At 61.7% G+C, this 21,748-nt stretch carries 24 protein-coding genes and 3 tRNA genes; 14 read left to right on the forward strand and 13 right to left on the reverse strand.

Features of this window, described 5'->3' with window-relative positions; genetic code table 11:
• Positions 1-42 precede the first annotated feature (42 nt).
• The gene (locus tag E5720_RS09240; RefSeq protein WP_136170418.1) at positions 43-861 is read right to left on the reverse strand and encodes an SDR family oxidoreductase; all 819 of its coding nucleotides are present in this window, start codon (positions 859-861) and stop codon (positions 43-45) included.
• 139 nt (positions 862-1,000) lie between these two features.
• Between E5720_RS09240 and E5720_RS09245 the strand changes: the two genes are divergently transcribed.
• A complete protein-coding gene (locus tag E5720_RS09245; RefSeq protein WP_168708321.1) occupies positions 1,001-1,600 on the forward strand; it encodes a TetR family transcriptional regulator in 600 nt (199 codons plus the stop codon).
• Positions 1,601-1,637: 37 nt separating this feature from the next.
• Here E5720_RS09245 and E5720_RS21665 read toward each other — a convergent pair whose 3' ends face one another.
• From E5720_RS21665 to E5720_RS09260, 4 genes are all read right to left on the reverse strand, one after another.
• Positions 1,638-1,793: a hypothetical protein gene (locus tag E5720_RS21665; protein ID WP_168708322.1), complete on the reverse strand. Its 156-nt coding sequence runs from the start codon at positions 1,791-1,793 to the stop codon at positions 1,638-1,640.
• 131 nt (positions 1,794-1,924) lie between these two features.
• A tRNA-Arg gene (locus tag E5720_RS09250) sits at positions 1,925-1,997 on the reverse strand.
• A gap of 70 nt (positions 1,998-2,067) precedes the next feature.
• Positions 2,068-2,157: transfer RNA gene (locus E5720_RS09255), tRNA-Ser, on the reverse strand.
• Positions 2,158-2,241: 84 nt separating this feature from the next.
• On the reverse strand, positions 2,242-2,970 hold the full coding sequence (locus tag E5720_RS09260; protein ID WP_136170420.1) for a dienelactone hydrolase family protein: 729 nt from the start codon (positions 2,968-2,970) through the stop codon (positions 2,242-2,244).
• A 91-nt stretch (positions 2,971-3,061) separates the two neighbouring features.
• On the opposite strand from E5720_RS09260, the gene hisC reads away from it, so the two are divergent.
• Positions 3,062-4,123, forward strand: a complete 1,062-nt coding sequence (gene hisC, locus E5720_RS09265) for a histidinol-phosphate transaminase (protein ID WP_136170421.1) — start codon at positions 3,062-3,064, stop codon at positions 4,121-4,123.
• Here hisC and E5720_RS09270 read toward each other — a convergent pair.
• Complete coding sequence (locus tag E5720_RS09270; RefSeq protein WP_136170422.1) at positions 4,107-5,048, reverse strand: AraC family transcriptional regulator; 942 nt, start codon at positions 5,046-5,048, stop codon at positions 4,107-4,109. The genes hisC and E5720_RS09270 overlap by 17 nt on opposite strands.
• Positions 5,049-5,209: 161 nt before the next feature.
• Here E5720_RS09270 and E5720_RS09275 point away from each other — a divergent pair, with 161 nt between their 5' ends.
• Complete coding sequence (locus E5720_RS09275) at positions 5,210-6,004, forward strand: alpha/beta fold hydrolase (protein ID WP_136170423.1); 795 nt, start codon at positions 5,210-5,212, stop codon at positions 6,002-6,004.
• A gap of 16 nt (positions 6,005-6,020) precedes the next feature.
• On the opposite strand, the gene E5720_RS09280 is transcribed toward E5720_RS09275, so the two are convergent.
• The gene (locus E5720_RS09280; protein WP_136170424.1) at positions 6,021-7,055 is read right to left on the reverse strand and encodes an alpha/beta hydrolase family protein; all 1,035 of its coding nucleotides are present in this window, start codon (positions 7,053-7,055) and stop codon (positions 6,021-6,023) included.
• Between the two features lie 356 nt (positions 7,056-7,411).
• Between E5720_RS09280 and E5720_RS09285 the strand changes: the two genes are divergently transcribed.
• Complete coding sequence (locus E5720_RS09285; protein ID WP_136170425.1) at positions 7,412-7,768, forward strand: excalibur calcium-binding domain-containing protein; 357 nt, start codon at positions 7,412-7,414, stop codon at positions 7,766-7,768.
• Positions 7,769-7,857: 89 nt separating this feature from the next.
• Here the strand turns inward: E5720_RS09285 and E5720_RS09290 are convergent, their stop codons facing one another.
• Positions 7,858-8,670, reverse strand: a complete 813-nt coding sequence (locus E5720_RS09290; RefSeq protein WP_136170426.1) for a formate/nitrite transporter family protein — start codon at positions 8,668-8,670, stop codon at positions 7,858-7,860.
• A gap of 297 nt (positions 8,671-8,967) precedes the next feature.
• Here E5720_RS09290 and E5720_RS09295 point away from each other — a divergent pair, with 297 nt between their 5' ends.
• From E5720_RS09295 to E5720_RS09315, 5 genes are read left to right on the forward strand one after another with little or no spacing between them, the layout of a single operon-like run.
• Positions 8,968-12,048, forward strand: a complete 3,081-nt coding sequence (locus tag E5720_RS09295; RefSeq protein ID WP_136170427.1) for an ATP-binding protein — start codon at positions 8,968-8,970, stop codon at positions 12,046-12,048.
• On the forward strand, positions 12,045-12,461 hold the full coding sequence (locus E5720_RS09300; protein WP_136170428.1) for a roadblock/LC7 domain-containing protein: 417 nt from the start codon (positions 12,045-12,047) through the stop codon (positions 12,459-12,461). The genes E5720_RS09295 and E5720_RS09300 overlap by 4 nt, the downstream gene beginning before the upstream one ends.
• A gap of 5 nt (positions 12,462-12,466) precedes the next feature.
• Positions 12,467-12,841 carry a DUF742 domain-containing protein gene (locus E5720_RS09305; protein WP_136170429.1) on the forward strand — a complete coding sequence of 125 codons (375 nt, stop codon included), beginning with the start codon at positions 12,467-12,469 and terminating at the stop codon, positions 12,839-12,841.
• The gene (locus tag E5720_RS09310) at positions 12,822-13,409 is read left to right on the forward strand and encodes an ATP/GTP-binding protein (RefSeq protein WP_136170430.1); all 588 of its coding nucleotides are present in this window, start codon (positions 12,822-12,824) and stop codon (positions 13,407-13,409) included. Before E5720_RS09305 ends, E5720_RS09310 begins: the two co-directional genes overlap by 20 nt.
• A 30-nt stretch (positions 13,410-13,439) precedes the next feature.
• The gene (locus E5720_RS09315) at positions 13,440-14,231 is read left to right on the forward strand and encodes an MHYT domain-containing protein (protein WP_136170431.1); all 792 of its coding nucleotides are present in this window, start codon (positions 13,440-13,442) and stop codon (positions 14,229-14,231) included.
• A gap of 86 nt (positions 14,232-14,317) precedes the next feature.
• On the opposite strand, the gene E5720_RS09320 is transcribed toward E5720_RS09315, so the two are convergent.
• The 4 genes from E5720_RS09320 to E5720_RS09335 form a co-directional block, all read right to left on the reverse strand.
• On the reverse strand, positions 14,318-14,722 hold the full coding sequence (locus E5720_RS09320; RefSeq protein WP_136170432.1) for a nuclear transport factor 2 family protein: 405 nt from the start codon (positions 14,720-14,722) through the stop codon (positions 14,318-14,320).
• Between the two features lie 15 nt (positions 14,723-14,737).
• Entirely contained in the window at positions 14,738-15,208 is a 471-nt protein-coding gene (locus E5720_RS09325; protein ID WP_247596241.1) for a DUF732 domain-containing protein, read from the reverse strand.
• 132 nt (positions 15,209-15,340) lie between these two features.
• A tRNA-Ser gene (locus E5720_RS09330) sits at positions 15,341-15,430 on the reverse strand.
• A gap of 47 nt (positions 15,431-15,477) precedes the next feature.
• Positions 15,478-15,918 carry a MarR family transcriptional regulator gene (locus tag E5720_RS09335; protein ID WP_168708323.1) on the reverse strand — a complete coding sequence of 147 codons (441 nt, stop codon included), beginning with the start codon at positions 15,916-15,918 and terminating at the stop codon, positions 15,478-15,480.
• Between the two features lie 211 nt (positions 15,919-16,129).
• Between E5720_RS09335 and E5720_RS09340 the strand changes: the two genes are divergently transcribed.
• A complete protein-coding gene (locus tag E5720_RS09340) occupies positions 16,130-17,119 on the forward strand; it encodes an NAD(P)H-quinone oxidoreductase (protein ID WP_136170433.1) in 990 nt (329 codons plus the stop codon).
• A gap of 46 nt (positions 17,120-17,165) precedes the next feature.
• On the opposite strand, the gene E5720_RS09345 is transcribed toward E5720_RS09340, so the two are convergent.
• Entirely contained in the window at positions 17,166-18,368 is a 1,203-nt protein-coding gene (locus E5720_RS09345; RefSeq protein ID WP_136170434.1) for a cysteine desulfurase-like protein, read from the reverse strand.
• 164 nt (positions 18,369-18,532) lie between these two features.
• Here E5720_RS09345 and E5720_RS09350 point away from each other — a divergent pair, with 164 nt between their 5' ends.
• The 4 genes from E5720_RS09350 (at position 18,533) to E5720_RS09365 (ending at position 21,744) form a co-directional block, all read left to right on the forward strand.
• Positions 18,533-19,135 carry a bacterial proteasome activator family protein gene (locus E5720_RS09350; RefSeq protein ID WP_136170435.1) on the forward strand — a complete coding sequence of 201 codons (603 nt, stop codon included), beginning with the start codon at positions 18,533-18,535 and terminating at the stop codon, positions 19,133-19,135.
• 64 nt (positions 19,136-19,199) lie between these two features.
• Positions 19,200-20,042, forward strand: coding sequence for an ABC transporter permease (locus tag E5720_RS09355; RefSeq protein WP_247596242.1), 843 nt, complete (start codon positions 19,200-19,202; stop codon positions 20,040-20,042).
• Between the two features lie 12 nt (positions 20,043-20,054).
• On the forward strand, positions 20,055-20,852 hold the full coding sequence (locus E5720_RS09360; RefSeq protein WP_136170437.1) for an ABC transporter ATP-binding protein: 798 nt from the start codon (positions 20,055-20,057) through the stop codon (positions 20,850-20,852).
• A complete protein-coding gene (locus E5720_RS09365) occupies positions 20,845-21,744 on the forward strand; it encodes a glycosyltransferase family 2 protein (protein ID WP_136170438.1) in 900 nt (299 codons plus the stop codon). Before E5720_RS09360 ends, E5720_RS09365 begins: the two co-directional genes overlap by 8 nt.
• The last annotated feature ends 4 nt before the right edge of the window (positions 21,745-21,748 follow it).

A 21,748-nucleotide genomic window follows, 5' to 3' on the forward strand; every position in this document is an offset into this window, starting at 1 on the left:
ATCACTCTTGTTGCAGCTTTGGTTTGCCCATTGCAAAGATCGTCAATTCTTGTTTTTCGCCTCGACGCGGCCGACGAAATGATCCATGGTGTTGTTGACGCCGAGCTGATTCATGAGTTTGTCGAACCAGCGAACCGGGAGCACGCGAGCCGGTGACAACAGGTTCACGAATCGGGGCATGATCAACTCCTGCCGGCCCTTCTCGATCGCTGTCAAAGTCTTCTCCGCCACGAACTCGGGCGTGAGGATCGGCAGGAGGAGTGGGTATTTCGTCTGCACACCCTTGAACATCCCGGTGCTGACGAAGTACGGACACACAACCAACGAGTTGACACCTGCGTTGGCTTTCGAGAGTTCCACACGGAGTGATTCAGCGAAACCGAAGGCGGCGAACTTGCTCGCGGAGTAGTCGGTTTGCTTGGCGACCCCCACAAGCCCCGCAGCACTGGAAACGGTGACGACGGTACCGCGACGGTTCTCGATCATGTTGCCGAGGAAGGCCCGGGTGACCCAGAAGAGGGAAAGCGTGTTCACGCGGATCGTTCGCTCGATGGCTTCGTCGGAGGCGTCGAGGAGGTTCTTGCCGGTGACGATCCCCGCGTTGTTGATCAGAACGTCGACAGGCCCCGTTAGCTTCGCGGCTGCCTGGACGGAATCGCGATCGGACACGTCGACGGTGTAGGCCTCGGCGGAGTGACCCGCGGCAACGATCTCCCGGCTGACTTTCCTGCCGGCCTCGTCGGAAAGATCCCACACGATGACCCGGGCCCCACGCTCAGCAGCACCCAGGGCAAGAAGTCGGCCGATACCACTGCCGCCGCCGGTGACCAAGACGGTTTGGTTCCTCAGGGAATGGGACACAATTCTTCTCCTAGCGGTAGACGGCGATGAAGCAACACCAATACCTCCAGTATTGACCAACCGGTCAATGAGCGCAATGTGACTCTCGGCCACCTCATACCTGCTGGCCATACACTTGCGCAGGTCTAGGCTCTCGAGAGTGGTCGGAGCAAAGAAGTCAGAACTCGAGCGGCGCAGTGACATCCTCGCCGCCGCAAAATTGGTGGCGCTCGATGGCGGACTGGAGACAGTCACGGCCCGGACTGTCGCTGCGGAAGCTGATCTCTCCAGCGGCCTCGTCTACTTCTACTACCAAACCAAGAACGGATTGCTGCACGCTCTGCTTGCTCGATTACTCGAAACAACCTTGGACGGGCCGGAAGACGGGTTCGGCGAGGACCTTCCCGCAGACGTCGCCCTCCACGAGATGATCACCACAGAACTGGAAGGCCTCCACACTCAGCGTGATGAAGTCGACCTACTTTTCCAGTTCTATTTCTTCCGAAGAAGCATCGATTTTCGTGACCAGATCGACACGGGTCTCCGTTTGTATACCGACGCGATTCACCCCGTCACCGACCGATTCGCCCGGGAACACGATCTCGATCCCGACGCTTTCCGGTCCACACTCGTCGCGCTCATCCAAGGAGCTGCGATAGACGTCGTACGTAGGCCCGAAAGCTTCAGTGCCGCGAATCTTCTTCAAGTCGTTGCTGCCCTCGCAACATCGACACCTCGCCACTCCGAGGATGCAATCTGAGCTCGTCCGCATTCTCGATGAGCGAATCAGCCCAGCGTCAGGTGCGAGTGTTTCGCTTCAGCCAACCCCACGCCGCGGTCGCTGCGAACAACACGATCCCGAGGACGGCCAACCAGAGCAAGCCTTTGACAACGAACCCGAGAATGACGAACACCAGCCACACAACGAGTAACAATCCAATGAGTCCAAGCATCCCCCGATCATGACAGACGCTTACGTCCGCTCGGTCGGAACCCATCGAAACGGACACCCTGGGTCCTCGGAATCAAAGACAGAAAAATAACCTCGCACTGTGCGTTTCCGCAAGTACGAGGCTATTTCTTGTGCGCCCGAAGGGATTCGAACCCCTAACCTCCTGATCCGTAGTCAGGTGCTCTATCCGTTGAGCTACGGGCGCATGTTCAATTGTGTTGATCCTTACGAATCAACGGTCCTGCGTCAAACTGGCTGGTCCTTGCGGATCAGCTTGGCGGAGGCGAGAGGATTTGAACCTCCGGACCCGGTGAAGGGTCAAGTCATTAGCAGTGACTCCCATTCGGCCGCTCTGGCACGCCTCCTAGGCTGCCGGCCCTCTCGGACCGCCGAGGAACGAGATTACACACGGTTGAGAGGAGAACGCAAAACGCCAGGTCAAATCACGTTCACCTGAGGAACGAGTCGAACCAATCGAAAATTCTGGCCTGAGCTTCGATCAGGGCCGCCGCCGCCGGATCACCGTCTTCGGTACTGCCGGGTGACGGCTGCGGTTCGTCGGCGCGGTGGCGTAGTCCGCTGTAGCTGACGACGTTGGTGGCTACGGACGACCGTGTGGCTGCGTCACGGAGGCCCTCGATGTGCTCCGGTGGGGTCCTGGGGTCGTTCTCGCCGTACAGACCCAACCAGGGCGCCTGGAGCGAGGGCGCGGCTTCGATCAATGCGATGGCGTCGGCGTTCAGTGGTTCTACGATGCCCGCCGCCGCAACGCTGACGGCGGCACCGATCGGTCGATTCGTTGCGACGATCAGCGCCGCAGTTCCGGCGTCGTCGAATCCGATGACCCCGACGCAGTCCGGGTAGACACCTCGGGAAGTGAGCCAGTCGAAGGTTGCGTCGAAATCGGAGAACAGGTTTTCGCCGAAAACTTCATCACCCTCGGTGCCTCGATGGAACAAGTTCGGGGCGACGGCCAGCCATCCTTCGAGTGCGAGCGCGCGCAGCAAGTCCAGTAGCGATTCCGGTAGTTCGCGAGATTCGTGCAGCACTACGATCCCGCCTCGGACGTACCCTTCGGGGGAGATGGCCGTCAGCGGCACCTTGAGCTGCCCAGGCGGTTGCTCATCGTCTTCCGCGTCGATTCGGAGCACTGCCACATCCGTGAAGATTCCCGACATGACACCAAAATAGTGTGGCGGGGCACGCCCCGCTGGATTACCGGCGGACGCACAGGAAATGATCAGCTCCACCTGGCGCATAATGTGAGCCGTGACCGCTCGCATCCGCACCGACCTCGACGCAATCCCCGCCTACGTACCCGGACGCAACTTCCCGGGCGCGATCAAGCTGGCCAGCAACGAGACGACGCAGGGTCCGCTCCCTGGGGTCCGCGAGAAGATCGCCGAGTCGGTCGACACCGTCAACCGCTACCCCGACATCCGGGCCACTGCCCTCGTGGACGCCGTCGCCGCGCATGTGAAGGTCGACCCGGCCAATATCGCAGTAGGCAACGGATCGGTGTCACTGTGCCAGGAAGTCGTCCAGATCATGTGCGGCCCCGGCGACGAGGTGATGTATGCGTGGCGGTCCTTCGAGGCGTACCCGATCATCGCGCGCGTCGCCGGTGCGACGCCGGTAGAGGTCCCGCTGAACGCGGCGCACGTGCATGATCTCGACGCCATGCTCGCCGCGATCACCGAGCGCACCCGCGTGATATTCGTCTGCAACCCGAACAATCCTTCCGGCACCGTCGTGGCCAGATCTGCACTCGAGCGATTCCTCGACGCGGTGCCCGCGCATGTCCTCGTGGTACTGGACGAGGCCTACTTCGAGTACGCCCGCGACAACCCGGAGGGTGAGTACACCGACGGTGTCGAATTGGCCCGCGACCGTCGCAACGTTCTCGTTCTCCGCACGTTTTCCAAGGCGTACGGGCTGGCCGGACTACGCGTGGGATATGCCGTCGGTGATTCGGCGGTGATCACCGCGATGAGCAAAGTTCGCATCGCATTCGCGGTGAGCTCCGTTGCACAGCAGGCAGCGCTGGCATCGCTCGAGGCAAAGGACGAGCTCCTCACCCGTACCGATACCCTTGTCGCAGAACGCAAACGGGTTCGCACTGCACTGATCGAGCTGGGTTACGACGTCGCGCCTTCGGAGGCGAACTTCGTGTTCCTACCACTCGGGGCCCTCTCCGGCCCCTACACCGAAGCCGCGGCAGAAGCTGGAATACTGTTGCGCGCCTACGGAAACGACGGGGTTCGCATCACCATCGGCGACCCACACGAGAACGACGCCTACCTGAAATACGCAGCTACCGCGGCTCATTGATGACCCGCGCCTGCCGAGGACTCATCCCGAACTCCTCACGGAACACCGCGTTGAAGGTACTGACCGAGCCGAAACCCGACTGATGGGCGATCTCGGCGACCGTCCGGTGACACTGGGCGGGATCGTCGAGCCGAGCACGCGCGCGGACGAGTCGACTGGTCCGGATCATCTCCGAAGGGTTGGTGCCCACCGACTGCGTCACGGCCTGCACATGCCGCAGCGACCAGCCGAGGCGTCGAGCAAGGGTTTTCGGGGTAAGAGTCGGGTCGTCGGACTGCGTTTTCACGAGCGCCGACGCGGCCTGCGCGACATCCGGCCACCGGGACACATCGGATGCGACACCGACCAGCATCCTGGTGAGCGCATCGGATACCTCGCGAAAACTGTTCGCCGAGAGAGTATCTCGTTGTACCGATAGCTGCTCGGTCATTGCAGCTGCCACGGCCCCCATACCCGAGGCAAGGTCGAGAACCCGCGGCTTCACGGGAACGACCGAACGCGGCCAGGCCGATTCCGGCACGCTCACCACCCATGCTCGCGCACCCGGACCGTGCTCGATGGAGAACGGTGCCGCCATCGACATCGCGACCGCGGCGCCCGGGCCCACGATGGCGCGATCGTCACCGTGCGCACATCGAAACGTGCCCGCCCGAGGGACCACGACGCGCAGGCTCCGATCGTCGTCGGAGCGAGCGGCTACGGCGCTCCTCGAGTAGACGATGGCATCGGAACTGAACTCCACCAGTTGAAATTCTTCGGACCGCTGCACGACGGTCTTTCCACTGAAACCCATCGTTTCGTCGAAGGCGAAATCGAGACCACCATGGTTGAAGCGAACGTGTTCACGCCAGAAGCCCGGCCGATCCCTGGCAGGCAACAATGTGGTGTCGATGGTCGACACGACGTAATCCGCTGCGGTAGTCATAAGTTGTACCTTTCGCGCCTGAATCCGTGCGTCCGGCCGTCGATTCCGTGCGCGTCACCGGCAGACCCGTCGCATACATGCGCCTTACCGTGCAGAGAGTACACGTGTCCTCCATCACATCGGGGGTCACAACGGCGGCAAGAATCGGTCAGGAGTCCGACATGAACACGATCCAGGTCAACGGCGCGACGCTGTCTTACGAGGTATCAGGACCGGAGGACGGCACCCCCGTCGTCCTCAGCCATTCACTGTTCTTCGATCATCGAATGTTCGACGCGTTGGCCGAACTCTTGACGTCCGCAGGGCACCGCGTCTTCGCGTACGACCACCGCAACCACGGCGAGAGTTCGACGCATCCGCGCGCCGAGGTGTCCGTGGACATCCTGACCGAGGACGCTGCTGCCTTCATCGAAGAACTGCGACTGGGTCGCGTGCATTTTCTGGGAAACTCGCTAGGCGGATTCGTCGCGCTTCGGTTGGCGGCAAGGCGGCCCGAGTTGCTGCTGTCCGCCGTCGCAATGGGCTCGTCGGCTGAGGAGGAGCATCAGTTGGAGGCGTTCGCTCCCCTCGTGGAGCAACTGGCCGACATCGGGGGGCGCGAGAACATCGACATCGTTTTGTACATCATGTTCGGAGACACCAGCTTGTCCGCAGGCACACCCGCCGTCGAGGAGTGGCGTGGCCGGATCGCCGAGCTGAAGCCCAGCATCGGCGACTCTGCCTACCAGGTGATTCACCGGTCGCGAATCGTCGAGGAATTGAACGGTTGCACGGTGCCGGTGCTCGCGATCTCCGGCACGGAAGATCACGCATACCCGCCGCCCATCTCGGACGTCAACATCGCCGAGGCATCCGGTGGCAACTACCGGAGCGTCGAAGCTGCGGGCCACTCGGTATCGCTCGAGCAACCCGCAGCCGTTGCCGAGCACGTGCTCGCGCACTTCTCGGCGATCTGACCCGGTCGCGCGAGTCCTAGATGTTCAGAGCGTCGCGGAGCGTCGGCCAGGACTCGCGCAGATCGTCTTGCCAATACGGCCACTGGTGGATGCCGTAAGGCCGATAGACGAACTTGGCCGGTATGCGGATGGATCGAAGTTTGGTGTCGAACAACGTTGTGCAGTAAAGCGCGGCAGCTTCGAGCGGGCCGCCCATGGCGGCCGACTCGATGCCCGTGCCACCCGGTCCGAGTTCGTATGGGCCGGGCAAACCGGTGCCGACAGAAACATAGACATCCTTGCCGCGCAAGGCTTCTGCGTTACGCGACGGATCATGCTCGACCCACTTCGGATCGTCGTTCTCACCCCACATGTTGGTCGCGTTACCGCCATTGGTCGCGACAGTGGCACGAACAGCATCCTTCAGGTTCGGCTGCGAGTTGTCATAGCAGCCACTCAGGCCTGCCACACCGGTATAGAGATCGGGGTGACGGGTGATCAGATCCATTGCACCTTGAGCACCCATGGAAACGCCGGCAATCGCGTTGGTACCGTTGCCGGAGAACCGGGCATCGATCAGCGGTGGTAGCTCCGAGGTCAGGAACGTCTCCCACATATTGACGCCGAGGATGGGGTCCGGGGCATTCCAGTTGGTGTAGTAACTACTCGAACCACCGATGGGGAGGACGACGTTGACGTCCTTGTCCGCGAAGAAGTCCACGATATCGGTCTTCTGCGTCCACGTGCTCTCGGCATAGTCGGATTCTTTGCCGGCACTGACGCCGTCGAGCATGTAGAGGGTAGGGCGCGGGCCGCCCCTTGCAGGCAACAACACCTGAACCTGAACGATCTTGTTCATCGATGGAGACTGCACGAAAACTGCAGCACGACGGGGTGTGATCATCTCGATATGGTCGATACGAACAGAAGACGACTGTGAGGACTCACCGAAGGTCGTCACGGGACCATCGGAGCTTCCGGTCCCGGGCATCGGTTGAGCAGACACCACACCGGTCCCCAGTATCGACAGCGCAATGCTGGTTCCCAGCGCTGCCAGAACACGACGGTGCATTCGACTGATCAATCCTCCTCCGCCGCACCCCTTCGGGCGCAACACGAGCAACTTCGAATTCGACCTGACCCACCAGTAGGTGGACCTGCTGTAGTTGCGGTGCCGCCCACAGTAGCCGTGATAGAGGTCGTACAAAAGTTCTGTCGATTCTTTGGGACATCTCCAAACAACCCGCATGAGCAGCGTCGCAACAGTTCGATCGTGAGATCACTCACCCCTACGCTTCGCCTGCTCGTTCCGCATACGCGGGTATGCGGGTTCTCGCACGCGTCATTCGGTCGAATGACTTCGTTGACTGTTCAAGCGCCGAACCTAGAAGATCGACACCCGACAACCCCCTCTGCCAGGAGCTATGAATGACCAGCAAAACCCTCTTCGCACGAATTGGACTAGGTAGCGTCGTACTCGCCGCAGCGATGATGACTGCCCCGGCCGTTGCCGCAGCCGATCCAATCACCGATTTCTTATGCGGCACCGGTTCGGCACAGTTCTGCCCGCCGCCGCTCGCACCGCTCCTCCCACCGCCCCCGCCGGTTCCGGCCCCGGCCCCGTCCCCGGCCCCGCAGAATGCACCGCCCGCTCCCGCTCCCAGCACGTTCCAGTACAAGAACTGCACCGAGGCACGTGACGCCGGTGCTGCGCCCGTCTATCGCGACGAGTACGGATACGGTCCGCATTTGGACCGCGACAATGACGGTGTCGGCTGCGAGTAGGGGGATTGCCGACGACACCGAGGGCCTCCCACCGAACGCCGGTCGAATGCCCTCGGTGTCGTTCCGGAGTGCCTGATTCCGTTCGCGTATCAATCTGGATGGCGATCACGCTCGGACTTCACCAGTTCCTTGGTTCGTACGAGACGCAAGGCGGTGACCAGCCCGACGCCGCCGATGATGTTGAAGCCGACTGTGTAGCCGAACCAGTCGAGCCATGCTCGGTAGCCGATGTCTGCGCCCGCGTGGATGGCACCGAAGATCAGCAGGGAGTCCAGGATCGAGTGAAAGAGCTGCAATCCGGCCAGCAGGAAGGCAGCCGACATCGCCGCGATGATCTTCGCGACGTCGGATTTGGTTCCCTGCTGCATGCGGGTCAGCAGGGTCATCGTGCTGCCGCCGAGGATCGCCAGGCAGATCGACTGCAGGTTCAGCGGGGCGTCGACGAAGTGGTGCGCGGATTCCGACAGCACCGACAGCCATTGTGGGAAAGCATGCGCGACCAGCCACATCACACACCACCCACCCGCCAAGTTCGACAACAATGTTCCGATCCACAGCCTCGCCAATTGCGCAGGTGTGCCGTTGCGGGAGACCAACGCCGCGATCGGCATGAGGAAGTCCTCAGTGAACAACTCACCGTGGGCCAGGAAGATCGCCACCAGGCCGATTCCGAACGCAAGCCCTGCCAGTAGATGATTCTCGGTCTCGTACAGCACCGCTAGGTAGGCCATGACACCCAGTGCAACTTCCAGACCGCCGAAGAATCCTGTGATCAGCACCGTGCGCACGGTTCGGTGCAGACGCTCACCACCTTCGGAGACGACGGCATCGAAGCTCTCCTCGAGTTCCTCTTCGAGCGGACCGTCGTTGTCGCCGTCGTTACGTCGCGCTTCTTCGCTCATCCGCAGGTAGTACCCGCTCGTCTCGATTCGATACCCGCTAATCGACGCGGCGCCACAGGGGGCCGGATTCGGTTCATCGAAAAGCTATTTTCTCCAGCACTCGATACCGAAAATCGTTAGCAAACAGGGCGACAGTCGCTTAAATCCAGACATTAAAGACTGCAAACCTGATAAATCGACATCATTCTGTTACGGTTCAAATCGATTTCCTACGACTGAGATTGGTCGGGGAAGTTAGTCAATGTCCAACAGGGGATAACAGACTTCAATGGCAGACGCGAAGAGGCATTTGACCGCATGAAACACGATGCACAGACAACCTCGTGGTGGTCGATCGGCGAATGGCGCCTCGGCTGGAAGGTTATCGCAGTTTTCGCGGTTCCGATGCTCGTCGCCGTCCTGTTCGGTGGCCTCCGGATCCAGAGCGAACTGACCGACGCCGCGGACCTCAATACATCGGCCGAACGCACATTCGCCGTTCCTGCGGCACTTCGGCTGGAACAAGCTCTCAAGGCAGTGACAGTCGCGGCCTCCTCCGGTGCCGACACCGGCACAGCCACCGCTCGAGCCACAACCGCACTGCAGGAATTCGGTGTTGCGGCAAACGTGTTCCGAACCGACGCATCGCTCAGCAACCTGGTCGACAAGGCCATGCAGGACAGCCGCGCGCTCATCGACGAGGTTCCAACCAGCCCCGAGCGGCCCATCCAACTGGTCGCGCGCTACAGCCAGGTGTCGACCGAGCTCTGGATTCCGTTCGCCGATCTGTTGAGCAAATCCGAGCTACCACTTCTGCGTGAGCGTGGTGCCGAGTTGACGCCTCTGTGGGGTGCCCGTCGAACGCTCGCCAATCAGCACATTCTGTACGGCACCGGTGACCTGGATCCGCAGATGCGAACCATTTTCGCTTCCACTGCCGGCGCAGAACTTGCCAGCCTCGGTGGACTCATTCCACTGGCCGTGCCTGGTGGAGTGCTGCCGCCAACCGGAACGGCCGGTGGAGAAGATCCTATGGCCGGGCTGAACTCTCTGAAAGCGTCCACACAGGGCCGTCTCGGCGCGATCGGTGCCACGCCCTCGACGTCCCCTTTGAGCAGGGAGATCGGCCTCGGGCTCCAAGCCAGTAGCGATCAGTACGACGCCATCACAGATGCCGCAATCGCCCGATTCGTCCCCACCGTGATCGCCGAAACCAGCGCCGCCCAATCCGCAGCGCTTCGAGATGCCGCGCTGGTCGTCGGCACCGTCCTCGCAGCCCTCGTCCTCGCACTCGTCATCAGTCGCTCGCTGGTCGAACCTATCCAGCGCCTACGTTTCGCCGCGCTCACAGCAGCACGCCATGGACTCCCCGAGGCGATCGAAAGAATCCGCGCCGGCGAGCGAATAGTCGACCTCGAGATACCTCGTGTACCTGTAGAGACACACGAGGAGATCGGGCAACTCGCACGCGCAGTCGACGACATGCATGGGCAGGCGATTACGTTGGCCGGCGAGCAGGCAACTCTCCGCCGCCAGGTCAACGACATGTTCGAGACGCTTTCCCGTCGAAACAAGTCCCTCGTCGAGCAACAGCTCGTGCTCATCGAGCAACTCGAAAAGGACGAAGACGACCCGAATCGCCTCGAGAATCTCTTCCGCCTCGATCACATCGCCGCCCGAATGCGACGAAACAGCGATAATCTCCTCATCCTTTCCGGCAACGAGGGACGACGCGCACGAACCGCACCGATCGCTCTTGCCGACGCTCTACGCGCCTCAGCTTCCGGAGTCGAGGACTACCTGCGTGTCGAACTCGGACAAATTCTGTCTGCAGTCGTCAGTGGCCAGGCAAGTGCAGACGTAGTGCACCTCGTCACCGAACTCCTCGACAACGCCCTGCGCTACTCACCGCCCGAAACAACGGTGACGATCGACGCCGCACGCACCAACGACGGTTCCGTGCTCGTAGAAATTACCGACCTCGGTATCGGAATGTCTCCGGACGACTTACTCGACGCCAACAGACGCCTCTCTTCCGGCGGCGAGATGAGCCCCGACACCGCCCGCCACATGGGACTGTTCGTCGTCAGTCGCATCAGTAGTCGATACGGTATTTCGGTACGTCTACGTCCGTCGGCAGGCATATCCGATCGCAGTGGCATCACTGCGATGGTTCATCTGCCGATTGCACTTCTCGAGGCGTCACGCGACACGGCGATCAGAACGTCGACGGCCGCACTTGCCTCTCAGGCTCGCGCAGCATCGCCGGTCCAGTCTGTTGCGGCGGGTGCACCTACATCGAGTCAGGGTGCACTCCCCTACCAGGCAGCAAGCGTCCACAACGCCGAAGCTGCGGTGGCATCGGGGAACTGGCTACCCCATCGTCAGTCTCCACAGCCTGTTGCTACCACCATGCCGCCAGCTTTTTCAGCTGCGCCCGCCGCGTTTGCTTCGCAGGCCAGCCCCGTCGCGCTTCCCATGGTGAACGGACTCCCACGCCGTACCCCCGGAAGCAGTGGGGTACCCGGTACCGCCAATGCCTTTACGACCCAACCGATAGCTCCGCCGCCACCCACGCCGGAAATTGCTGTCGCTCAACCGGATACAGGCGAGTTCCCCGCCGCTAGGCCTATGCCGAGAGCCCCGTTCGGCGCTCCGAACCCGAACGTCACAGCGGCGTTCTTCTCGTCCCGGCCGCGCGACTCGACACCGCGTCGCATCCCGACTCCACCGCGCGAAACGACACCACCACGCGACTGGACTCCGCCCCGGGACCCGACCCCACCGCGCGAAACGACACCACCACGCGACTGGACTCCGCCCCGGGACCCGACCCCACCGCGCGAAACGACACCACCACGCGACTGGACTCCACCCCGGGACCCGACCCCACCGCGCGAAACGACACCACCACGCGACTGGACTCCGCCCCGGGACCCGACTCCACCACCCGCGGGCGTCTTCAGCGCGAACGCTCCCGAGGCTGGGTCCGACGTTCGACCGCCTGCATCGCCGATCTTTGCCGGGATGGTGTCGGAGTGGCTGATCGACCCGACGGACGACAAGACCGGTGCCACAAACGGAAGCATCTGGACAACCGAAGCGGACGAGGGATGGGTTGCCGCTCACGCGTCGACGGACAGACCCTCCAGCAAGATGGCCGATTCGGGGCTCCCGATCCGGGACCGCGGTGCGCGGCTGGTTCCCGGGGCTGTCAAGCCCACTAATGGCTCTACCCGTTCCGGATCCCACCGGCAGCGAGTCGACCCGGAAACGATCAGACGCGGGTGGAGTGACTACCAATCCGGCCTCAGCCGGGGACGCCGGCACATCAGCAGTGAGAACAACACAGCCTTGCACTCGATAACGCATGTGCAGAATGACGAAGGAGAACAGTGAATTCTGTCGGAGCCCCAGAAACTCCTCGCGCACTCGACTGGTTGGTGTCGGGTTTTGCACGCGACGTTCCGGGAGTAAGCCACGCCATCATCGTCTCTGCCGACGGACTGTTGAGCGCGGCGAGCTCACACCTTCCTCTCGATCGCGCGGACCAGTTGGCGGCCGTGACCTCTGGACTCGCCAGTCTCTCCGCGGGTGCGTCTCGGCTGTTCGACGGCGGAGCAGTTCTGCAATCGGTGGTCGAGATGGAAAACGGCTACCTCCTCCTCATGGGCGTCGGAAGTGGCGCCTATCTTGCAGCGCTTGCCGTAGCGGGATGCGACATCGGTCAGATCGGATTCGAAATGGTCACGCTGGTCGATCGAGTCGGAACGACCATGGACATCGCTCCTAGATCAGGTCGGGATACCTGACTTCGATGCCACAAAACTACTCCGAGCACGCTGATCCTGAACCGAGTCTCGTTCGCTCGTACGCCATCACCGAAGGTAGGACGAAGCCGTCCATCGACCTTCCGCTCGAAGCGATCGTCGCAACTGTAGAGGATGTCATCGCCAGCGGCCTGGCGCCCGAAGACATTCGTTCGTCGATTGTTGCGCTCTGCGGGCAGCGCATCTCGATTGCGGAAATCGGAGCATATCTCGGTGTACCGATCGGGGTGGCTCGGGTTCTGGTGGCGGATCTTGTAGTCAGCGGGGCATTGAAAGTGCAAGCCACTCTGCGAAGCGATGCGACTGCGGTCGAGCGCCGCGAATTGATCGAAAGGACCCTCCGTGGACTTCGGCAACTCTGACGCGCCGTCTCGCGTCACGTCGACAAAGATCGTGATCGCCGGAGGATTCGGCGTAGGTAAGACCACCCTTGTCGGGACGGTCTCCGAAATCGTCCCCTTGCGCACCGAAGCGATGGTGACCGACGCCAGCGACGGCATCGATCACCTCAGCTCGACACCGAACAAAGAGACAACGACAGTCGCGATGGATTTCGGCCGTATCTCACTCGCCGATGACCTGGTTCTCTACCTGTTCGGCACACCCGGCCAGCGGCGATTCTGGTTCATGTGGGACGACCTCATCACGGGTGCGATCGGCGCGGTCATCCTTGTCGACACGCGCCGCCTAGAAGACAGTTTCGCTGCTGTCGACTTCTTCGAAGCCCGTGGTTTGCCGTTCATCGTGGCAGTCAACCGATTCGACGATGCGCCCGTACATGCAACGAATGACCTCCGTCAGGCTCTCGCGCTGTCCGACCACGTACCGATGATCGACATCGACGCGCGTAACCGAGAATCGTCGAAGCAGGCCTTGATCACGATCACCGAATACGCACTCGAACGTATCGCGGCGACAGCATCCCTCTGACACCGAATACAACGAACCTAAGGAACTGGCATGTCGGATGAAATGAACCATTTCTCCATGGGGCTCTGGCTGCTCGGGTTGGCGTTCGCGGTTGCAGTCTCGGGATCGGTCATCGGTTTGGCGTGTGCCCGACACGGCATGGCGACTACTCGTCCTGCGGTGCGAATGCGCTGGTTTTTCATGGGGGCATTGTCCATCGGTGGTGTAGGTATCTGGTTGATGCACTTCGTCGCGATGCTCGGGTTTGCGGTACCCGGCAGTCCCCTTCGCTACAGTCTGACGTGGACGATCATCTCGGCTGTCATTGCCGTGATCGTGGTCTTTGCCGGCTTGTACGTGCTCGGAACCGAGTTCAATTGGTCGAGACTCCTAGCCTCCGGCTTCCTCATCGGCATGGCGATCAGCGTCATGCACTACACGGGCATGCAAGCCTTGCAGTTTCAGGGCCAGATCAACTACAACTCGCTCTTCGTCGTGCTCTCATTCGTGATCGGTGTTGTCGGCGCCACGGCTGCATTGTGGTTCACGATGGTGATGGGATCCACCACCCTGCGATTGATCGCCGGTCCGGTCATGGGCCTCGCCGTAGTCGGCATGCACTACACCGGAATGGCCGCAGTGGAACTCGTCAGCGACACGTCCGCATCCGCACCCGTCGGACTTGCGTTGTTCCCGTTCATCTTTCCAGTCTTCGTCCTCGGACTTCTCGCATTGGCAGTGCCGATCGTCGCTGTCCTGACAGTTCGCGACCGCGAGATCGCCCGCATGGACGCCACTTCAGACGACCTCGCTGACGAAGCACGAGAGTTCGCTGACCAGTAGGTCTCGACCATTGATCGCGGAGCTCGCCGTGCCGGTGAAAGCATGGGCCGAAACGTTCTCGATCGCGAACAGCGCATCGTGAACTTTTAATGCGCCAGGCGATACTGCGCAGCCTCTGCAGTAATCTGCGGAAACTGAGCACCCATCGCCGCGGACAAGGCCATCGCCGCGGACAGCGGGCGGACCATAACCACGAAGTCGTCGATCAAGCCGTTCTCGTCGAGGTGGAGGAAATCGCATCCGTTGATCGTCTTGCCGTCGATCATCGCTTCGAAAATAAGCGCATGGTCGCGTTCATCGCCGCTCTCGATCGTCTCCGTGTAGTGAAAATTCTCGAATACGCGGAGGACGCCATGCAGGATGGCCGACGTAATCGCCTTACCGTCATAGGGTTCGAACGCAACCGGGCTGGTGAATCGCACGTTCTCGGCGAGGAGTGCCTCCACTGCGCTGTGATCGCCGGCTTCGACGGCATCTGTGAACTTCCGCATGATAAATAGCCGACGTCAGTTGACGGTCAGCTTTCCGACGTTCGTCGTGCAGTAGATCGGAACGGCGATGTTGATCAACGTGCGGGACTGGGCGTCGTCGAGTCCGGTCGTTTCCGCAATCTTGACTCTGGTGGCGTCGAGGCTGGTGTCGCCGGACAGCTCGTCGCAGGCGGTGCGAGCCGCCGCGACTCGATCTTCGGTGCTCCCGAAGCTGATGTCCTGGCTTTCGAGCGCCTGAAGGTACGCGGTGTCCTGGACGTTGCCCACCGCAGCCGACGCGGTGGCCTTGACACTGCTGGCCGCTGCCGAGGCGCTACCCTGCACCTCGCTCGCGACACTGGACGCGATTTCGCGAGTGCTGCTCGCCGATGCGTCGGTAGAGTTCGCGTTCTCGGTGTCGTTGTCGCTGCATGCCCCTACGAACAATACGAGTCCACAGAATGCGGACATGGCCACAGTGCGCTTCATCGCCGCGGTGCGTTTCATGCAGACGAGCATCCCGCTGACTGCGGCCCGCCACATCATCCGTCGCGGATGAAACAGCGACGGTACTGGCCGTTCTCTTCTCGGCAGACAAAAGGCCCTGACCTACACCGACTGGTGAGATCAGGGCCTTGGTGGCGGAAGCGGAGGGATTTGAACCCCCGGACGCTTTTACACGTCTCTCGCTTTCAAGGCGAGTGCATTGGGCCGCTCTGCCACGCTTCCGTAGAAGATACTAAACGCCCCGTGCGCCGCGGGGCGAATCGCGTCGGTCAGCGCGCCTGTACCTCCGACTCCGCCATCGCTGCGTCTACCTCCTCGAAGATGTCGCCGAGCACCGTCAGCTGCCGCCGTGTCAGCAGATCGACCAGATGCTTCCGGACGCTCGACACATGTGTCGGAGCCGCTTCGGCGAGCCTGCGGGCGCCTTCGTCGGTGATGACGGCAAGCACGCCTCTGCCGTCGTCGGCGCAGGTGTTCCGCGAGACCATCCCGTCGCCTTCCATGCGGCGAATCTGGTGGGTCAGCCGGCTACGCGAGGAGAGGACGCCGTCGGCGAGATCGCTCATACGTACTGATCCGTCCGGTGATTCGGACAGCATCACCAAAATCCGGTATTCCGCCATTGTCAGGCCATGTGCGTCCTGCAAATCGTTGTTGAGTACCCCCATCAATCGTTGGCCGCCGTCTACATAGGCGCGCCACGCTCTCATTTCCGCAGCATCGAGCCACTGCGGGTCCCCCCCTGGACCAAAGGATCTTTCGGCCGTCACCCGACCATATTAGGCAAGGACTGCTACTGGTTAGTAGATCCCTGCCATTGATGTCCGATTTGTCCTGACAATGTTTGCCTAAACCGTGCCGGGAATTGCACACCGCTGGGACGTTGAATGCGACTACAGCGCCGCGCCTACGCTGGAAGGCATGCACGCAATCACACTGACCGAGTTCGGGTCCCCCGACGTCATGGCGTGGACCGAGGTCCCTGATCCGCGCCCGGGCCGTGGCCAAGTCGTCGTCGACGTCGCTGCCACCGCGATCAACCGTGCCGATCTCATGCAGCGGCAAGGCAACTATCCACCGCCTCCGGGCGCGAGCGAAATTATGGGGCTCGAATGTTCGGGCGTGATTTCCGAGCTCGGTGAAGGCGTGCACGACTGGAAGGTCGGCGACCGTGTGTGCGCATTACTCGCGGGGGGCGGGTATGCCGAGCAGGTTCTCGTGCCGTCGACCCAGTTGTTTCCCATTCCCGGTGAACTCGATCTGCATGCGGCAGCGGCACTTCCCGAGGTGGCGTCGACTGTCTGGTCGAATCTCGTCATGTACGGCGGCATGCGATCCGGACAGGTCCTGTTGATCCACGGCGGAGGTAGCGGCATCGGCACGCATGCCATCCAGGTAGCAAAGGCATTCGGCGTCACCGTCGCAGTCACGGCCGGCTCGACGTACAAACTCGACTTCTGTAGAACGCTCGGTGCGGACATCACCATCGACTACAAGAACCGGGATTTCGTCGAGGTGTTACGGTCCGAAACCGACGGCCACGGTGCCGATCTGATACTCGACAACATGGGTGCAAAGTATCTGCAGCCCAACGTGAATGCGCTCGCAATGGATGGCACTCTCATCACGATCGGCATGCAGGGCGGAGTCAAGGGTGAGTTGAACTTCGGCGCACTCCTCGGCAAACGCGGAACCATCCACGCCGCCGGATTACGCGGCAGACCCGAAACCGGACCTTCGAGTAAAGCGAACATCGTCTCGGACATGACCGCTCGCCTGTGGCCGATGATCAGCGAGGGACAAATCAGTCCCATCATCCACGCCGAAATTCCGATTACCGATGCGGCCCTGGGACATCGAATGCTCGACGCCGAAGACACCATCGGCAAGGTGATCCTGCGAGTGCAGTAATCGTGCAGTGGAGGCCCGGCGGCACCTACCTCGTGCGGTCGGGCGTCTACGCCAGCTTGGACAACGCTTCGACGAGTTGATCGATCTCGTATCGCGTCGTATACGGAGCGAGCCCGATGGTGACGGCACCACCCTCGTCGTTGACACCCAACGCGTCGAGCAACCGGCTTCCGCTGTGGATTCCGCTGACCGTTCCGATTCGGGCCTGAGCGAGGTGCTCGGCAACCTTTTCGGCAGAAGTTCCCGAGACTGTGAAGCTGAGCGTGGGAATGCGGCTGGGAGAGTCGCCGAGAACCATCACATGATCGAGCGTTGCCAGTCGCCGGATCAAGTAGTCGAACAATTTGTCGTGGTAGTCCTGCAGCGAACCGATGGACATCTGAAGGCGTTCGCGTCGCGTTCCGGTGGCCTCCTCGTCGAGGTTGGCGAGATAGTCGATGGAGGAGACGACACCGGCGAGCAATGCGTACTGATGCCCACTGACCTCCAACCTCTCGGCGCCCTTCGCAAAAGGGTTGAGCGACATCGACGGAATGCGGTCGATCAAGCTGGGATCACGAAACACGAGCGCACCGACCTGAGGCCCACCCCACGCGGAAGCGTTGATGGCAAGGACGTCGGCTCCGAGTTCTTCGATGTCGACGTGGGCGTACGGCGCCGCACCTGCAGCATCGACGACGATGAGGCCGCCGACGGCGTGAACACGATCGGCCGCGACCCGGACGTTGGGAGCCGAGCCGACGATCGGTGACGCAGCGGTGACGGCTACGAGACGGGTACTGGCGGTGATGAGCTCCTCGAACTGCCAGCTGGGTAGCTCACAGGTGTCGATCTCGACCTCGGCCCAGCTCACGCGTGCGCCGTAGCGATTGGCGATACGCAGCCAGGGCGCAACATTCGCTTCCTCGTCGAGCCGAGAGAGAACCAGACCGGTCCCTAGCCCGAGACGGGTCGACAGCGACTCTGCCAGCCACGCCAGCATCGTTCCGCGATCGGGCCCGAGCACTACCCCTGCCGGGTCACCGCCGACGAGGTCGGCAATCGCTTGCCTGGCTGCTTCGAGGAGCCCGGCGCTCCGACGCGAGGACATGTGTCCGGAGTTGTGATTCGGCGCACTTCCACGAAACGCCGTCGACACCGCGGTCGACACACGATCGGGGATCTGCATCCCGTTTTGTGGATCGAGGTGAATCCAGCCGTCGCCCAGTGAGGGAATCGACCCTCTGACACGTGCGACGTCGTACCCCATGCCGGACACTCTAAGCGTCGATTTCGTGAGCGTGTTTTCCACATCCCTTATTCGCATCCGCCGCCCTGTCGACTCGCACGGTTGTTTCCCCCGATCCCGCCCCACAAACAGGATAATTGGACCCGCTCGTCGCGCAATACCTGGCAACGCGCAAGGATAGCGTTATGACGCAATCGGACTCGAACTCGAATCCCGAAGCCGGTGACCATGTCGTCGTGATCGGCCCCAATGGAGAGCCTCTCGCACTGAGCCGCGCGGAGGCAACCGCTGCAGCCGCACGAGCAGCAGGAAACGGGCCGCATCGGAACGTCGATCCGGCCGACGCCGAGCCACCCCTGTCGGACATGGTCGAGCAACCCGCCAAGGTCATGCGCATCGGCACGATGATCAAACAGTTACTCGAGGAAGTGCGCCTCGCGCCCCTCGACGACGCCAGCCGAACCCGACTCAAAGACATCCATCAGTCGTCGATTCGCGAGCTCGAGCAGGGCTTGGCGCCTGAACTACGCGACGAGCTCGAACGCCTGGCGCTGCCCTTCGGAGAGGACGCCATTCCCTCCGACGCCGAACTGCGGATCGCACAGGCCCAGCTCGTCGGGTGGCTGGAAGGTCTCTTCCATGGAATTCAGACGGCACTGTTCGCTCAGCAGATGGCCGCACGCGCCCAGCTCGAGCAGATGCGTCAGGGCGCACTACCGGCAGGGGGAATGCTGAACCCCGGCATGGGCGGCCCTGGTGGCGGAGGCGGTACCGGTCAGTACCTGTAAACGGGTAGGGTCGACCGTCGTGTCGGCCCCACCGAAGAATTCCGAGAGCGAAGCAGGAGAGCGCGTGTCCGTTCCCGTTCCTGTTTCGGACTCACAGACGTTCAAGCGCGCTTTCGGCGACCTGACGACAGGACTCAGCCAGCGCGAGCTGTGGCTGCATCTCGGCTGGCAGGACATCAAGCAGCGCTACCGCCGATCGGTGATCGGACCCTTCTGGATCACCATCGCAACCGGCGTCCAAGCCGTCGCGATGGGCTTGTTGTATTCGGTACTTCTCGACGTCGACCTGAAGACTTTCCTGCCGCACGTCACTGTCGGCCTCATCATCTGGGGTCTGATCAGTGCGTCGATCCTCGAAGGTGCCGACGTGTTCGTCGCGAACGAGGGGCTGATCAAGCAGCTACCCAGCGCGCTGAGTGTGCACATCTATCGGCTGGTGTGGCGTCAACTGCTGCTGCTGGGCCACAACCTGCTGATCTACGTGATCATCATCGCCGTGTTCTTCCCGCCGAACGGTTTCCATTGGTCGGATCTGGCTGCAATTCCGGCACTCGCCTTGATCTCGCTGAACGCGCTGTGGGTGTCCATTCTGTTCGGCATCGTCTCCACCCGCTACCGCGACATCGCACCGATTCTCGGCAGCATGGTAACGCTGTTGTTCTTCATGACTCCGATCGTGTGGACCACGGCAGGCCTCGAATCGATGGGCGGCGACGCAGCCAAGCGGGCCAAGCTCGTCGAGCTCAACCCGCTCTTTCACTATCTCGACATCATCCGGGCACCTATGCTCGGCGAAACTCAGGAGCTGTACCACTGGTACATCGTGATCGCGTTCACGATTGTCGGCTGGCTGCTCGCCATCTTCGCGCTCAAGAAGTACCGGGCCCGCGTGCCCTACTGGGTTTAGGGGTCTGAAACTTTGTCTGTCAGCATCAGCACGCACGACGCTTGCGTCGACTTCCCCATCTTCGACGCCAAGACACGTTCGTTGAAGAAGGCATTCCTCGGCAAGGCCGGTGGGGCCATCGACCGAAACTCCTCCGACGTCGTCGTGGTCGAGGCGCTCAAGAACATCACGATGAACTTGAAGGACGGCGACCGGATCGGGCTCGTCGGACACAACGGCGCAGGCAAGTCGACGCTTTTGCGGCTGCTGTCGGGCATTTACGAGCCCACCCGGGGCAGTGCCTCGATCCGTGGCCGCGTCGCGCCGGTGTTCGATCTGGGCGTCGGAATGGACCCCGAGATCTCCGGCTACGAGAACATCATCATCCGCGGACTCTTCCTCGGCCAAACACGCAAGCAGATGCTCGCGAAGATGGACGAGATCGCTGATTTCACCGAGCTCGGCGATTACCTCGATATGCCGCTACGGACATACTCGACGGGTATGCGGGTGCGCGTCGCGATGGGCGTCGTCACCAGCATCGACCCAGAGATTCTGCTGCTCGACGAGGGTATCGGGGCCGTCGATGCCGAGTTCATGAAGAAGGCCCGTATCCGCCTTCAGGAGCTGGTGAAGCGCTCCGGGATTCTGGTGTTCGCCAGCCACTCCAACGAATTCCTGGCCCAACTGTGCGATCGCGCGATGTGGATCGATCACGGGGAGATCCGTCAGGAAGGCGGAATCGAGGAGGTCGTCCGGGCCTACGAGGGTGACGACGCAGGCGATCACGTCGCGACGATTCTGAAGGAACTCGAGCGCGACAGTGCCTGAGAAAATTGTCGGGGTGATCGTCACCCACAAGCGTCGTGAGCTCCTAGCCCTGTCGCTGGACGTCGTGGCGCACCAGAGCCGACCGCTCGATCATCTGATCGTTGTCGACAATGCGCACGAGGACGCGGTCCGCACACTCGTCGAGTCGTCAGACATCCCGACCACCTATCTTGGGTCACATCACAATCTCGGTGGAGCCGGCGGTTTCGCACTCGGCATTCTCTACGCGCTGTCCCTCGGGGCCGATTGGGTATTTCTCGCCGACGACGACGGCAGACCCGAAGGGCCCGACGTCCTGGCGACGCTCTACGCCTGTGCCCAGAAGCACGGCCTCGACGAGGTCTCCCCCGTCGTCTGCGACATCGACGATCCCGATCGGCTTGCGTTCCCGTTGCGCCGCGGAACGTCGTGGCGACGTCTTCGTTCGGAATTGATCGACCCGCAGAACCCCGAAGACGATCTACTCGAAGGCATAGCTTCGCTGTTCAACGGAGCGCTGTTCAAGGCGTCGACCATCGATGCGGTGGGGGTACCGGATCTGCGACTGTTCGTCCGCGGCGACGAGGTCGAGGTGCATCGACGGTTGCAGCGCTCGGGCCTGAAGTTCGGCACCTGCTTGACGACGGCGTATGTGCATCCCAACGGTTCCGCGGAATTCAAGCCGATCCTCGGCGGACGTATGCACACGCAGTATCCGGACGATGCGACGAAGCGGTACTTCACGTACCGAAATCGCGGATACCTGATGTCGCAACCCGGAATGCGAAAGCTGCTGCCGCAGGAATGGATTCGGTTCGGCTGGTACTTCCTTGTGACGACTCACAACCCGAAGGGTCTCGCCGAGTGGTTGCGGCTTCGGCGCCTCGGCCGTCGGGAGCATTTCCGACGGTAAATCG

Source organism: Rhodococcus sp. PAMC28707 (assembly GCF_004795915.1).
Taxonomy (GTDB): Bacteria; Actinomycetota; Actinomycetes; order Mycobacteriales; family Mycobacteriaceae; genus Rhodococcoides.